Here is a 13,310-nt window from a genome sequence, read left to right as displayed (position 1 = left end):
ACAGGGTTCTAACCATGCATTATGAGCAGACACCGATTAAACGTCGGCCTTCCCGCAAGATCTATGTTGGCTCCGTGCCGGTAGGCGGCGATGCGCCTATTGCCGTACAGAGCATGACCAACACGGATACTTGTGACGTCGAGGGAACCGTGGCACAGATTCGCGGTCTCGAAGAGGCGGGAGCCGATATCGTGCGGGTCTCGGTGCCCGATATGGATTCGGCCGAGGCATTCGCGAAAATCCGCGCGGCGGTAGATGTTCCGCTGGTTGCGGACATCCACTTTGACTACAAGATTGCCCTCAGGGTTGCGGAGCTGGGTGTCGACTGTCTGCGCATCAACCCGGGCAATATCGGCCGTGAAGACCGGGTCAGCGCGGTCATCAACGCGGCCAAGGACAAGGGCATTCCCATCCGGATCGGCGTCAATGCCGGTTCACTGGAAAAGGACCTGCAGCGCAAATACGGGGAACCGACCCCGGCGGCGCTGGTTGAGTCCGCCATGCGGCACGTCGAGATCCTCGACCGCTACGACTTCAAGGATTTCAAGGTCAGCCTGAAGGCGTCGGATGTCTTCATGGCAGTGGATTCGTATCGGCTCATTGCCGACAAGATCGAGCAGCCCCTGCATCTGGGTATTACCGAGGCCGGTGGTTTCCGCTCGGGCGCGGTCAAATCCTCGGTTGGCCTCGGAATGCTGCTGGCCGAGGGCATTGGTGATACCATCCGCATCTCGCTGGCGGCGGATCCTGTCGAGGAGATCAAGGTTGGCTACGACATCCTCAAGAGCCTGCGGCTGAGAACACGTGGTATCAATTTCATCGCCTGTCCGAGTTGTTCCCGGCAGAACTTCGATGTGATCGGCACTATGAACGAGCTGGAATCCCGGCTGGAGGATGTGAACACCTCCATGGATGTCGCCGTTATCGGCTGCATCGTGAATGGCCCCGGTGAGGCCAAGGAAGCGGATATCGGCATTACGGGCGGTACGCCCGAGCACCTGATGTATCGGGATGGCGAAAAGTTCCGCAAGATCGAGAAGGCAACACTCGTGGATGACCTGGAGCGTGAGATCCGCGACCGGGTTGCCCGCAAGAAAGCCGAAGAAGAATCCATTATCGCCAAAGGCTGACCACGGCGGGCGGAGTAATAAAGCAGGGGAGTACCTTGGCAAAAATCCAGGCAATACGGGGCATGAACGACATCCTGCCGGACCAGTCAGCGAGCTGGCAGTATGTCGAGCGGGTTCTGGGCAAGGTGCTCGGTGCCTATGGATACCGTGAGATACGGTTGCCGATTGTCGAGAAAACAGAACTTTTCCAACGGTCCATCGGCGAAGTGACCGATATTGTCGAAAAGGAGATGTACACCTTTGAGGACCGCAACGGTGACAGCCTGACGCTGCGTCCGGAGGGAACCGCCGGTTGTGTCCGGGCGGCGGAGGAACACGGTCTCCTTTTCAACCAGATCCAGCGGCTGTGGTACACGGGCCCCATGTTCCGGCATGAGCGGCCCCAGAAGGGACGTTACCGCCAGTTCCACCAGATTGGCGTGGAGTGCTTTGGCATGGCCGGGCCGGACATTGATGCGGAAGTGTTGCTGATGACCGCCCGGATGTGGAAGGCTCTGGGCCTGCGGGATCAGGTTCGCCTGGAGCTGAATTCCCTTGGCACCGCTGAGGATCGCAAGCAGTACCAGCAGGCGCTCACCGACTATCTCGAACAACACCGGGAGCAGCTTGACGAGGATAGCCAGCGACGGCTGGGCACGAACCCGCTTCGCATCCTGGATACCAAGGTGCCTGAAACCCAGGCCATACTCGAGGATGCGCCCAGGCTTGCCGATCACATCGGTGAGGAAAGCCGGGCCCATTTCCAGGGCCTGTGCCAGTTACTGGATGCGACCGGACTGCCGTACACCGTGAACAGCAACCTGGTACGTGGGCTGGACTATTACGGCAAGACGGTCTTCGAGTGGGTGACCGACGCTCTTGGCGCCCAGGGCACCGTTTGTGCCGGCGGGCGCTATGACGGCCTGGTGGAGCAGCTGGGCGGGCGTTCCACGCCCGCCATCGGCTTTGCCATGGGCATGGAACGGCTGATCCTGCTGCTGGAGAATTCGCAACTGATTCCGGAGTCGGTTCACGACCGCCCGGATATCTATGTGATGGCCATGGGCGACGAACTGCGCCAGGATGCCTTCGCCGTGGCGGAGACTCTGCGCGACCAGTGTTCCGACCTGTCCGTGGTCAGCCATTGCGGGGGCGGGGGATTCAAGAGCCAGATGAAGAAGGCGGACCGTTCGGGCGCCAGACTGGCGATCATCATTGGTGATGATGAAAAGGCGGCGGGTGAAGTCAGCCTCAAGGACATGACCAATGCCGAACAGGTGAGGGTCGCCCGCCAGGATCTGGCGGCGGCCTGCTATCAGCGTCTCGGCGCTGCGAATTGATCAAGGAGCATAACGTTGGCTGAAGACGAAGAACTTGAAGCGTTCAAACAGTGGTGGAAACGAAACGGCCAGAGCATCCTCTTCGCGATTGTCATCGCGGTGCTCGCCGTTGCGGGCTGGCAGTACTGGGAAAGCCGGGAAGCGAACGCGCGTGCCGAGGCGAGGCAGGGGTTTGACAGCGTGATTGGCACCCTGTCGTCAGACCAGGAGAGTGAAGAGCGTCTGGCGACCATGGAGTACTCCCTCGATAACCTCAAGGACAAGTACCCGGACAGCCCCTATGCGGTTTTCTCCGCCATGATTGCGGCAGGCGTCTATATGGACGAGGGTAACCCCGAAGCCGCCGCCGGGGAACTGCAGTGGGCGCTTGATCAGGCCCATCAGCAGCCACTGCCCAGGGTGATCCGGCTGCGTCTGGCGCGCGCCCAGTTCGCCAGCGGTAATTACGAGGGTGTTGTGGAGACCCTGCAGGCAGGCAGTGAGGCGGGTGAGTTCCAGCCGCTTTACCGCGAGCTCGAGGGCGATGCCCAGCATGCGATGGGTAACGACCAGGCAGCCCGCCAGGCCTATCAGGCGGCCAGAGAAGCGCTGGACGAAGATAGTAACGACCGTCTGCTGGAGCTCAAGTTGAGTGATCTTGCGGCGCCGGAGGCGTCCTGATGGTGCCATTGGGGCCAATGCAGCGTTTTCTGCCCGTTCTCTGCGTCCTTGCCGGCATTGTGCTGTCGGGGTGCAGCTCCACGGAGCCACGCGAGCAACCTGCCGCCGTGCCGGAGGTGACGGGGGAGGCGCCGGTTCGCGAAATCTGGAGCCGGCGTTTTGCCGAAGGTCACGACGGTGAATACCTTTTCATGACCCCGGTTGTGGTTGAGGACCAGGTCTTCATATCGACGGCAAATGGTTATATTGGCGCCTACGATGCGCGCCTGGGCCGCCGCGACTGGTGGAAGCAACTGGACGCCCGCCTGATTGCGGGTGTCGGAGCCGATTCCGATCATCTCTATGTGGTGACGCGAAACGGCAAGCTGATGGCCCTGTCCCACACGGGCGAGCCCCGATGGGAAGCCGCACTTCCCAATGAATCCCTGGTCCCACCCCAGAGCAATGGCCGCCAGGTCATTGTTCAGACCATCGATGGCGAGGTCCTTGCCTATGACCAGGACGATGGTGAGCGCAGCTGGCAGTATGACAGCAATATGCCGGTCCTGAGCTTCCGGGGGAACGCAACCCCCTACGTGGATGGCAGCCGGGTCGTCACGGGTTTTGATAATGGTCGGGTTGTTTCCCTGGATGTGACCACCGGGCGTGTCCAGTGGCAGCAGGCCCTGGGAACGGCATCGGGGCGCACGGAACTTGAGCGGATTGTGGATGTGGATTCCTCGCCGGTTGTCCGTGATGGAACGGTTTATATCACCGGGTACCAGGGCAAGGTTGCCGCCCTCACCCTGCGTTCCGGGGAAGAGCGCTGGAGCCGTTCGGTTTCGAGTCTCCGGTCGCCCGCTGTGGGTAACGATAATGTTGTTGTGGCGGCCTATGATGGACGGGTGATTGGCTATGATCTGGCGTCGCGGCGCGAGGTCTGGCGCCATGATAAGCTTCAGTGGCGCCGCCTCAATTCCCCTGTCACCCTCGGGGATCATGTCCTCGTCGGGGATTTCGAGGGTTACCTCTATGCCATCCGTCAGGCCGATGGTTCGATCGACGGCAGGGCGCAGGTTGACGGGAAAGGCATCCGCTCGCCCATGGTCCGTTACCGCGACCGTGTCATTCTTTTCGGTAATGGCGGTCAGATCGCCTCCTATCGCATCGTGGAGCCCTGAGAACAGAGATGGTTCCCGTAATTGCCGTTGTCGGCCGGCCCAATGTCGGCAAGTCCACGCTGTTCAATCAGCTTACCCGTAGCCGTGATGCCCTGGTGGCCAATTTTCCCGGCCTGACCAGGGACCGTCAGTATGGCGAGGGGCGCCACCACGGGCGAAGGTTCATCGCCATTGATACTGGCGGGCTTGCCGGTGACGAGGAAGGCGTGGATGAGTTGATGGCCGGGCAGTCACTGGCGGCCATTGAGGAAGCGGACGATGTGCTTTTCCTGGTTGATGGTCGTGCGGGCCTCACTCCGGGCGATCAGCAGATCGCGGACCAGCTGCGGCGAACCGGGGCGCGGGTCCATCTTGTGGTTAACAAGACCGATGGCCAGGATGAGGATCAGGCCGCGAGCGAGTTCTACGGTCTGGGTCTGGACCCTGTGCACCGCATTTCCGCAGCGCACAATCGGGGTATAAAACAGCTGCTGGACAGCCTTCTCGGCGATGAGGAAGACGTCGACGAGGATGAGCCTGAGGCGGATGCCGACAGTATCCGGGTGGGGCTGATTGGCCGGCCCAACGTTGGCAAATCCACTCTGGTGAACCGCATCCTCGGTGAGGAGCGCGTCCTGGTCTACGATGAGCCCGGAACGACCCGGGACAGCATCCGTATTCCCTATGAGCGCCGGGGCACCCAGTACACCCTGATTGATACGGCGGGAGTGCGCCGACGGCGGCAGGTGCGCGAGACGGTTGAGAAGTTCTCCGTGGTCAAGACGCTTCAGGCGGTCGAGGATTCCCATGTTGTGGTGATCGTGATCGACGCCCGGGAAGGGCTTGTTGACCAGGATATGCACCTGATCGGGTTTGCACTGGACGCGGGTCGGGCGGTGGTGATTGCCGTCAACAAGTGGGATGGTATGGACCCCGATGATCGGAAGCGGGTCAAGGAAACCCTCAAATGGCGTCTGGGCTTTCTCGACTATGCCAGGATCCACTTTATCTCGGCACTGCATGGCACCGGGGTGGGGGACCTGTACGCGTCCATTGATGCTGGGTATGCCTCCGCGATGGCGAAATGGTCCACCAACCAGCTGACCAGAATCCTGCAGGATGCGGTTCAACAGCACCCGCCCCCGATCGTGCGGGGCCACCGGATCAAGCTGCGTTACGCGCACCAGGGTGGGTCCTGTCCGCCAAGGATCATTGTTCACGGAACCCAGACGGATTCCGTTCCCAGGGATTATCAGCGTTTCCTTGAGAATACCTTCCGCAATGTGCTCAAGGTCGAGGCCACGCCCATCCGCTTCGAATTCCGCTCGCCGGAGAATCCTTTCGAGGGCCGCAAGAACCCATTGACGCCGCGCCAGAAGAAGAAAAAGGCGCGCCTGATGCAACACGTCAGAAAGAAAGACAAAAAGGCACGGCGCAAGAAAAAGAATTCCTGACCGGGCCGTTTGCGTCAGTTCAGACCCTGTGTCTCCACCTGGCGCGCCTGGATGGCGGTCAACGCGATTGTAAAGACGATATCGTCCACCAGGGCACCCCGCGACAGGTCGTTGACCGGTTTGCGAAGGCCCTGGAGCATGGGGCCGATACTCACCACATTGGCGCTGCGCTGGACTGCCTTGTAGGTTGTGTTGCCGGTATTGAGGTCGGGGAAAACAAAAACCGTTGCCTTGCCCGCAACCGGACTCTTCGGTGCCTTGCTTTTTGCCACGCTTTCGGTGGCTGCCGCGTCGTACTGCAGGGGACCGTCGATAATCAGGTCAGGGCGCCGTTTCTGGGCAATGGCCGTGGCCTTGCGTACCTTTTCCACATCGTCGCCAGTGCCCGAATCACCGGTGCTGTAGCTGACCATGGCCACTTTCGGCGTGATGCCGAAGGTTGAAGCCGAGTCAGCGCTCTGTATGGCGATGTCGGCCAGCTCCTCCGCGTCCGGGTCGGGATTGACAGCACAGTCCCCGTAAACCCGGACCTGATCGGGGAGACACATGAAAAATACCGAAGAGACGATCCGGGCCTGTTCGTGTGTCTTGATCAGCTGCAGGGCCGGCCGGATGGTGTTCGCGGTGGTGTGCACCGCGCCGGAGACCAGGCCATCCATCTCATCAAGAGCCACCATCAGTGTCGCCAGCATGACGTTGTCCTCGAGCAGGGCCTCCGCCATGTCCGGCTTCATCCCCTTGTGCTTGCGCAGTTCAACCATGGCGTCGATGTAGCTGTCCCGAACCTCATCCGGGTCGATGATCTCAATACCCTCCGGCAGCTTGATGCCCTTCGATTCGGCGACCGCATGGATTTCCTTTGGCGAGCCGATGAGCACGCATCGGGCGAGGCCCCGTTCCTGGCAGCGGGCAGCCGCGGCCAGGGTGCGGGGCTCATCGCCTTCCGGGAGCACGATCCGTTTATCCGCCTCACGGGCCCGTTGCGTCAGCAGGTAGCGGAATGCCGGCGGTGAGAGGCGCGGTTCACGGTCCACGCTCAGGTGCTGGCGAAGCCATTCCGCGTCAATGCCTTCGGCCGTCGCCTGCATAACCTTCTCAACCCTTTCGGTATCTTCGATGGGCACGGATGTGTCCATGTTCGCGAGACAATGAGTGGCGGAGTAGGTGTCCATGGTGGTGGTCAAAACCGTCACACCGGTATCCAGCGCCGCCTTGCAGAAGTTCTGGGTGCGCTTGTCCGGGATCAGTCCACCGGTAAGGACGAGGCCGGCCAGTGGCACACCGCTGAGTGCCGCCAGTGCCGCAGCCATCACAATGTCCTCCCGGTCCCCGGGCGTCACAACCAGGGTCCCGGGGCGGAGGCTATCCACCATGTTGGGGATGGTTCTGGCCACGATGCTCAGCTGGTGGACCCGACGTGTGTCCAGGCTGCCTTTGAAAATCATATTCGCGTCCAGCTCATGCGCCACGTCCCGGACTCGTGGCGCGATCAGCTCCTGGCGCCAGGGGATGGCCCCGATCAGTTGCAGCCGGCCATCCCGGAAAACATCGCATTCATTCTCCCAGTCAAATCCCCGGACGGGCGGTGGGTTCGCGGCCGACAGTGGAAGACTCCGGTTCGCCGGCTCGTTGAGGCGGTTGAGGATCACCCCCAGCACTTCCGGCTGGGAGGATTCCGAGAAGATCCGTGCACTGAATGCAAGGTGTTCGGCCATTTCCTTCGGAGTCCGCTCTCCCGGCGCACTGACAAGAATGATCTGTGCATCCAGGTTGCGTGCGATTTCCACATTCAGCCGCTGCACGTAGCTTTCCTGGCGATCCGGAACGAGACCTTCCACCACAACCACGTCACAACCTTTGGACGCGTTATGGTGGCCCTCGATAATGTCTTCCATCAGCTGACCGGACTCGCCCTGGTTGACGCGCTCCTGGGCTTGCTTGAGTGGGATCGGATCGGAGGGATCAAGTGTGGTGCGGGCACGGATGTAATTCACGGAGTGGTCCATGCGGTCCCGGTTTGAGGTCTGGGCGATCGGCTTGTAGAAGCCAACGCGCACACCCACCCCATCCAGCGCCCTCACAAGACCCATGGAAACGGAGGTGAGGCCTGACTCAAGCTCCGTGGAAACGACGAAGAGGTTCTTTGGCATCAGGTGCTCCTTGTAATCTGTGCCGTGTCCATTGCGATGACCTGTTCTTCATCGGTCGGGATGACGAGAACCGGATGTTGCCCATGGGCATGGATTGCTCCGCCGTGTTCCGCGCCATGACACTGGTTGGCGCTTTCGTCCAGACCGAAGCCCAGCAACGCAAGGTGTGACAGCGTCCGCGCACGCACAGTGGCGCTGTTCTCGCCGATGCCACCGGTGAATACCAGGGCGTCAAGGCGGGGCAGGGATGCCATCATGGCGCCGATGTAGCGTGCCAGGCGGAAACAGAACACCTCCACGGCCAGCGCGGCCCGGTCGTTGCCGGTATCGGCGGCCTCGGTGAGGGTGCGCATGTCGTTACTGAGCCCGGACAGGCCCTTGAGCCCACTGTCGCGGTTGAGCATCCCGTTGATCTGGTCCGGGGACCAGCCCCGATGGTACAGGAAGTCGAACACTCCCGGGTCGATGTCGCCGCTGCGGGTTCCCATAACCAGCCCCTCGAGTGGCGTCAGCCCCATGCTGGTATCCACGCTCCGGCCATGGCGGATCGCGGTTATGCTGCAGCCATTCCCGAGATGCGCGGAAATCAGGCAGGTATCGTCCTCGCTCTGTCCTTCCATGCGAGCCGCCTCACGGACCATGAAACGATGGCTGGTGCCATGGAAGCCATATCGACGCACACCCTGATCCTGATAAAGGGCGTAGGGCAACGCGTACAGGTAGGCGTGCCTGGGCAGGGTCTGGTGAAAGGCGGTATCAAAAACGGCAACCTGCGGAACATCCGGGTAGATGGCGCGCATGGCCTGAATGCCTTCCAGGTTGGCGGGGTTATGCAGCGGCGCCAGTGGCACGCACTCCTCAATGGCACTGATGACCGTGTCTGTGACCCTCGTTGATTGGGTGAAGGTTTCCCCTCCGTGGACCACGCGGTGGCCCACGCCATCCGGCGCACGGGTGAGCAGTCCCTGTTTCTGGCACAGGGTGAGGCAGGCCTCCAGGGCAGTCCGGTGAGTCGCGTTGGTGCGCAGTGGCTGCTCGATCTGATGGGGCGCTTCCATGCGCAGGATGGCCTTTTCTGTCCCGAGCCGCTCCGCCACCAGGCTGGCGAGTACCTGGTATGGCGGCAGGCTCGCGATGCTGAGCTTCAGGGATGAACTTCCTGAATTGACGATGAGAATCTGGTGGTCTCCCATGCGGGCTCTCCGTGGCCGGGCCGTGGTATCGATGTGTCAGCGTGATATTACCGGTCCATGGTCCCGTTTAGCCAGGTAATAAAGCTGTCTTCGCGCAGGGGTGGCGTGAACAGAAAGCCCTGGGCGTAATCACAGTTCTCCTTTTTCAGGAACTCAAATTCCTCCGGCGCCTCAACGCCCTCGGCAATCACCTGGAGGCTGAGGCTGTGCGCCATCTGGATGATGGCGCGCACCAGCGCGGAATCATCGGCCTTGGTGGTCATGTCATGGATAAAGGACTTGTCGATCTTGAGGGTGTCGAAGGGGTACTTCTTGATATAGCCCAACGCGGAGTAGCCGGTGCCAAAGTCGTCCACTGAGAGGCGCACGTTCATGGCGTCCAGCTCCGCCAGCACCCTGTCCGTATCAATATTGTTGTCGAGAATCAGGCGTTCGGTGATTTCGAGTTCCAGTGATTCCCCGCCAAGACCGGATTCGTCGAGCGCTGCACGGATGGTCTCCACGAAATGCGGGTCGCGGAATTGGCGGGGCGATACGTTGATGGCCATGCACAGCGGCTCCTCGCGTTCCTGGTTCCAGCGACTGACCGCCTGGCAGGCCTGCTGGAGGACCCAGCGGCCAATGGAAATGATCAGGCCGGTTTCCTCGGCCAACGGTATGAACCGGTCTGGTGATACTTCCCCCAGGGTCGGACTCTCCCAGCGCAGGAGGGCTTCCGCACCCACCAACTGGCGATCGTCCATGCGGATTATGGGCTGGAAATGCAGCTCAAATTCCTGCATCTCCAGGGCTCGGCGAAGCAGGCTTTCCATCTGCAGGCGTTCCTGGGAAACCTCCTTCATTTCCGGCTGGAACCGCTGGTAAGCGCTCTTGCCGCGGTGCTTCGCCTCATACATGGCGGCATCCGCGTTCTGGAGCAGGTTGGTGCTGTCGTCCGAATCACCGGGGTAGAGGGCAATGCCGATACTAGTGCTGACAAACACTTCCTGGTCCGCCAGGTGAAACGGCGGCACAAAGGTCTGGAGAATACGTTCGGCGACCTGTTCCACGGCCGCCGGTGAGCTGAGTGAGGGCAGAATCACCAGAAATTCGTCACCGCCGAGGCGGGCAACCGTGCTGGTGCCGCGCAGGCAGGCGGAGATGCGCCGGGCACCCTCGATCAGGAGGTTATCGCCGGCTTCGTGGCCCAGGGTGTCGTTGATGTGCTTGAAGTTGTCCAGATCCAGGAACATGACGCCCACCATGCTCCCGTCCCGGCGACTCTGGGCCAGGGCCAGCTTGAGGCGATCGAGGGCGAGCATCCGGTTGGGCAGCCCGGTGAGCGTATCGTAATTGGCCTGCCTGAGCAGTTGCTGTTCGTAGCGTTTTCGGATGCTGATGTCCTCGCCCAGGATCAGATAGTGCGAGGGGATGTCCCGCTCGTCCTTGATGGGCGTGACCACGACCTGCTCCCAGAAACGCTCACCGTTCTCCCGGGTACGCTGCATCTCACCCTGCCAGACACCGGCCCGCTGCGCCTGAAGCCGGACGTTCTTCCACAGTTCCTGATTCTGGTCCCCTGAAAGGGTGTCCTGCGTCAGATAGGCGGGATACTGGCCAAGCACATCATCCCGGCTCAACCCCGTCAGTTGCAGGAATTTATTGTTCACATACTCAATGCGCCAGTCCCGGTCACAAATGATGACCGAGGATGGGCTCTGCTCCAGGGCAAGTGACAGCTTGCGGATTTCCCGGGCATCCTGCTGCTGGCGCTCCAGATCGCTGCGGAGCCGTTCCCGCATGCTGTTGATGGCGTCAGTAACCTGGTCCAGTTCGTCACTGACGCTCTTTCCCCGCCGGTTTCTGTCGAGGCGAAGCGGGGTGTCCAGGTTTCTCAGAGTGAATTGTCGCGTATAGCGGGCCATGGTACCCAGGTGACGGGCGACGAAATACTGGAAAATCCACAGGATCAGCAGTGAAATGAAAAAGGTACGCAGTGCCTGGGTCGTGAAGATAACCTGTATGTTGCGCTGCAGGTTCTCGTTGGCGCTTTCGAGGCTCGCCGTTACTGTCACCCTTCCAAGCTGGTAGTCCTGCTCTGCACTTCGGCTGAGTGTGAATGAATGGCTTGCAGTGCCGGCGTCGGCGGGGACATCACCCACGGTCAGTTCGGCATCCGGGTACATTCTGAGACGGGCCCGGCTGATGTCCGGGAGACTGGTGATGCCTTCAAGCTGGAGTCGTATCAGGTCTTCGTCAATGGCCCATACGCTGCCTGCGAGGCTGCTCTTGTAACCATCCTCGATGTCGCTGAGCCGTTCCCGGATGGCACTCACATCTGCCTGATAATCGACGTAGACCTGGGCGGCGGATGCCACAAGGGTAAACACTGAGCTGCACAGGATGATATAACCCAGCAAGCGGAATGACAGTGGGGACTGTTTTCTGAGGCGAGCGGGCCATGATAACGGGTTTCGCATCAGGTTGGGGCTCTGGCTGTAGGAAACGATTTGGTTTTGTTTTGTTAATATAGCAGTGAAGCGGGAGAGCGTCGCATAAAATGCGGGAAAAACCGATAGATGCAGCGGAGATTGACGCCATTGCCGGGGAGGAAAATGGCGTCCCGTAGGGGACTCGAACCCCTGTTACCGCCGTGAAAGGGCGGTGTCCTAACCACTAGACGAACGGGACGCTGTGCAATGCGTTACAGGGCGCGAACTTTAGAGAAGGGGCGCTTTCCTGTCAACAATTTTTTGCGCCGGATCATCCGGCGGGGTCATTCTTCAGGCACACCTTGAGCTCAGAAGCCAGTTCACTGAACACGACGTCAGTATTGCTTTCACGCAGTCGCTGGAAAATCCGGGTGGCGACCTCGCGGTGAGGCGGCGCCAGCTGTTCCCGGATTTCGTCAGGCTGCCCGCCGGCCAGGGCAGCCAGGAGGATTTCGTACCGGACCTTGTTCTCACCCGCGCATACATAGAAATGGTGTTGCCGGGTTCCGGGCTCGGGCTGTCCCCGCTGCTCATGGACTTTCGAAGCGCAGCGCGCGTAGCGTGCGTTGACGCCAGAGTAGGTTTCGATGATGCCACTGCGCTCAATCTGTTTCTGGAGCGAGTCGATCCGGCGGGCGCCCGGGTCGGTCAATCCTGGCAGGGTTTCCCTGAGAACCTCGGGATCGAAACCTTTCTGGAGGAGTTGTATCGTGGTCAGGTACTGGCTGGCGATCATGCTGCAGGCCTCGTAACTGGCCCCGGAGGGAAACCCGGCCCCCTCCCGGGCCTGGAGGGGAAGGGCAGCCATCAGCGCCAGCGTCGCCATGAGCAGTATTCGCCACGGATTCCTCAAGACTGGATGGCCTCCTTCAGTGCTGCTTCCAGCTGTGGGTAATGAAATTCATACCCCGTATTCAGAAGCTTTTCAGGGATCGCTTTCTGACCGGTCAGCAGCAGGCGCGCCATTTCTCCCAGAGCCAGCTTGAGTGCCGGCGAGGGTGCCGGAAGCATGGCCGGGCGATTGAGAACATTGCCCAGTACCCGGGTGAATTCGGCGTTGGTGACGGGGTTGGGGGCGGTCATGTTGACGGGGCCGGTAAGCTCCGGGTTCTCGAGCAGATGAACCAGCGCCTCAACCATATCCTGGCGATGAATCCATGGCATGTACTGGGTACCCTTGCCGAGCCGTCCTCCCAGGCCCATCCGGAACAGTGGCAGCATCTGCTGCAGGAAGCCCCCGCCGCGCCCCACTACAAGGCCGGTGCGAGAGAGACAGACCCGGGAACTGCCCTCAAGCGCCAGCGCGGCCTGTTCCCAGGCATTACACATGCGGTGGGTGAACTCATCCGTTGGCGCGGTGCTTTCGGTCACGGTTGCATCACCCTGGTCACCATAGTAGCCCACGGCGGAGCCGGAGATCAGAACTTCCGGGGCTTCCGGGCAGCGTTTCAGATGGCTGACCAACTCCTCCGTGAGCGCAACCCGGCTGTCCCACAGGGCCTGTTTGCGCTTCCTGGTCCAGCGTTTCTCGGCGATGCCTTCGCCGGCAAGATTGATGACCGCATTGATCGGACCAAGGCCGGGAATAGCGGACAGCCGGTTAATGACGCGCACACGGCCACAGAGGCGCTCAACCTCTTCCTCATTGCGCCGGCTGAAGACGGTCAGGCGGTGCCCCTGGTTTTGCAGGCGATGGCACAGGGCCTGCCCTATGAAACCGGTTCCACCGGTAATGACAATATGTCTGCTCATACTGAAACGATTTCCCGTGCAGATACTCCTGAGTGTATAACC

Annotated in this window: 10 protein-coding genes and 1 tRNA gene; 5 read left to right on the top strand and 6 right to left on the bottom strand. The window is 60.8% G+C overall.

The window, feature by feature from the left end; all coding sequences use genetic code 11:
- The first annotated feature begins 14 nt into the window (after positions 1–14).
- The 5 genes from ispG to der are packed head-to-tail and all read left to right on the top strand — an operon-like array spanning position 15 to position 5,702.
- Positions 15–1,130 carry a flavodoxin-dependent (E)-4-hydroxy-3-methylbut-2-enyl-diphosphate synthase gene (gene ispG, locus DES49_RS08555; RefSeq protein ID WP_133735985.1) on the top strand — a complete coding sequence of 372 codons (1,116 nt, stop codon included), beginning with the start codon at positions 15–17 and terminating at the stop codon, positions 1,128–1,130.
- Between the two features lie 35 nt (positions 1,131–1,165).
- On the top strand, positions 1,166–2,449 hold the full coding sequence (gene hisS / locus DES49_RS08550; protein WP_133735984.1) for a histidine--tRNA ligase: 1,284 nt from the start codon (positions 1,166–1,168) through the stop codon (positions 2,447–2,449).
- 15 nt (positions 2,450–2,464) lie between these two features.
- On the top strand, positions 2,465–3,109 hold the full coding sequence (locus DES49_RS08545; protein WP_166646039.1) for a YfgM family protein: 645 nt from the start codon (positions 2,465–2,467) through the stop codon (positions 3,107–3,109).
- The gene (gene bamB, locus DES49_RS08540) at positions 3,109–4,269 is read left to right on the top strand and encodes an outer membrane protein assembly factor BamB (RefSeq protein WP_133735982.1); all 1,161 of its coding nucleotides are present in this window, start codon (positions 3,109–3,111) and stop codon (positions 4,267–4,269) included. The genes DES49_RS08545 and bamB overlap by 1 nt, the downstream gene beginning before the upstream one ends.
- Before the next feature lie 8 nt (positions 4,270–4,277).
- Positions 4,278–5,702, top strand: coding sequence for a ribosome biogenesis GTPase Der (der, locus tag DES49_RS08535; protein ID WP_133735981.1), 1,425 nt, complete (start codon positions 4,278–4,280; stop codon positions 5,700–5,702).
- A 14-nt stretch (positions 5,703–5,716) separates the two neighbouring features.
- Here the strand turns inward: der and pta are convergent, their stop codons facing one another.
- From pta to DES49_RS08505, 6 genes are all read right to left on the bottom strand, one after another.
- Positions 5,717–7,852: a phosphate acetyltransferase gene (gene pta, locus DES49_RS08530; protein ID WP_133735980.1), complete on the bottom strand. Its 2,136-nt coding sequence runs from the start codon at positions 7,850–7,852 to the stop codon at positions 5,717–5,719.
- Positions 7,852–9,045, bottom strand: a complete 1,194-nt coding sequence (locus tag DES49_RS08525; RefSeq protein WP_133735979.1) for an acetate/propionate family kinase — start codon at positions 9,043–9,045, stop codon at positions 7,852–7,854. Before DES49_RS08525 ends, pta begins: the two co-directional genes overlap by 1 nt.
- A gap of 47 nt (positions 9,046–9,092) precedes the next feature.
- The gene (locus DES49_RS08520) at positions 9,093–11,504 is read right to left on the bottom strand and encodes a bifunctional diguanylate cyclase/phosphodiesterase (RefSeq protein WP_133735978.1); all 2,412 of its coding nucleotides are present in this window, start codon (positions 11,502–11,504) and stop codon (positions 9,093–9,095) included.
- 136 nt (positions 11,505–11,640) lie between these two features.
- Positions 11,641–11,715, bottom strand: a tRNA-Glu gene (locus DES49_RS08515).
- A 72-nt stretch (positions 11,716–11,787) separates the two neighbouring features.
- On the bottom strand, positions 11,788–12,369 hold the full coding sequence (locus DES49_RS08510) for a hypothetical protein (protein ID WP_133735977.1): 582 nt from the start codon (positions 12,367–12,369) through the stop codon (positions 11,788–11,790).
- Complete coding sequence (locus DES49_RS08505) at positions 12,366–13,268, bottom strand: TIGR01777 family oxidoreductase (RefSeq protein ID WP_133735976.1); 903 nt, start codon at positions 13,266–13,268, stop codon at positions 12,366–12,368. The genes DES49_RS08510 and DES49_RS08505 overlap by 4 nt, the downstream gene beginning before the upstream one ends.
- Positions 13,269–13,310: the final 42 nt, after the last annotated feature.

The organism is Halospina denitrificans, from assembly GCF_004364635.1.
Lineage (GTDB): Bacteria > Pseudomonadota > Gammaproteobacteria > Pseudomonadales > Oleiphilaceae > Halospina > Halospina denitrificans.
This window is presented reverse-complemented; position numbering and strand designations above follow the sequence as displayed.

Excerpts from the sequence above, each read along its gene's own strand:
- pta (WP_133735980.1), bottom strand. The coding sequence starts at position 7,852 with ATGCCAAAGAACCTCTTCGTCGTTTCCACGGAGCTTGAGTCAGGCCTC.
- bamB (WP_133735982.1), top strand. The coding sequence starts at position 3,109 with ATGGTGCCATTGGGGCCAATGCAGCGTTTTCTGCCCGTTCTCTGCGTC.
- DES49_RS08505 (WP_133735976.1), bottom strand. The coding sequence starts at position 13,268 with ATGAGCAGACATATTGTCATTACCGGTGGAACCGGTTTCATAGGGCAG.
- DES49_RS08520 (WP_133735978.1), bottom strand. The coding sequence starts at position 11,504 with ATGCGAAACCCGTTATCATGGCCCGCTCGCCTCAGAAAACAGTCCCCA.
- DES49_RS08525 (WP_133735979.1), bottom strand. The coding sequence starts at position 9,045 with ATGGGAGACCACCAGATTCTCATCGTCAATTCAGGAAGTTCATCCCTG.
- ispG (WP_133735985.1), top strand. The coding sequence starts at position 15 with ATGCATTATGAGCAGACACCGATTAAACGTCGGCCTTCCCGCAAGATC.
- der (WP_133735981.1), top strand. The coding sequence starts at position 4,278 with ATGGTTCCCGTAATTGCCGTTGTCGGCCGGCCCAATGTCGGCAAGTCC.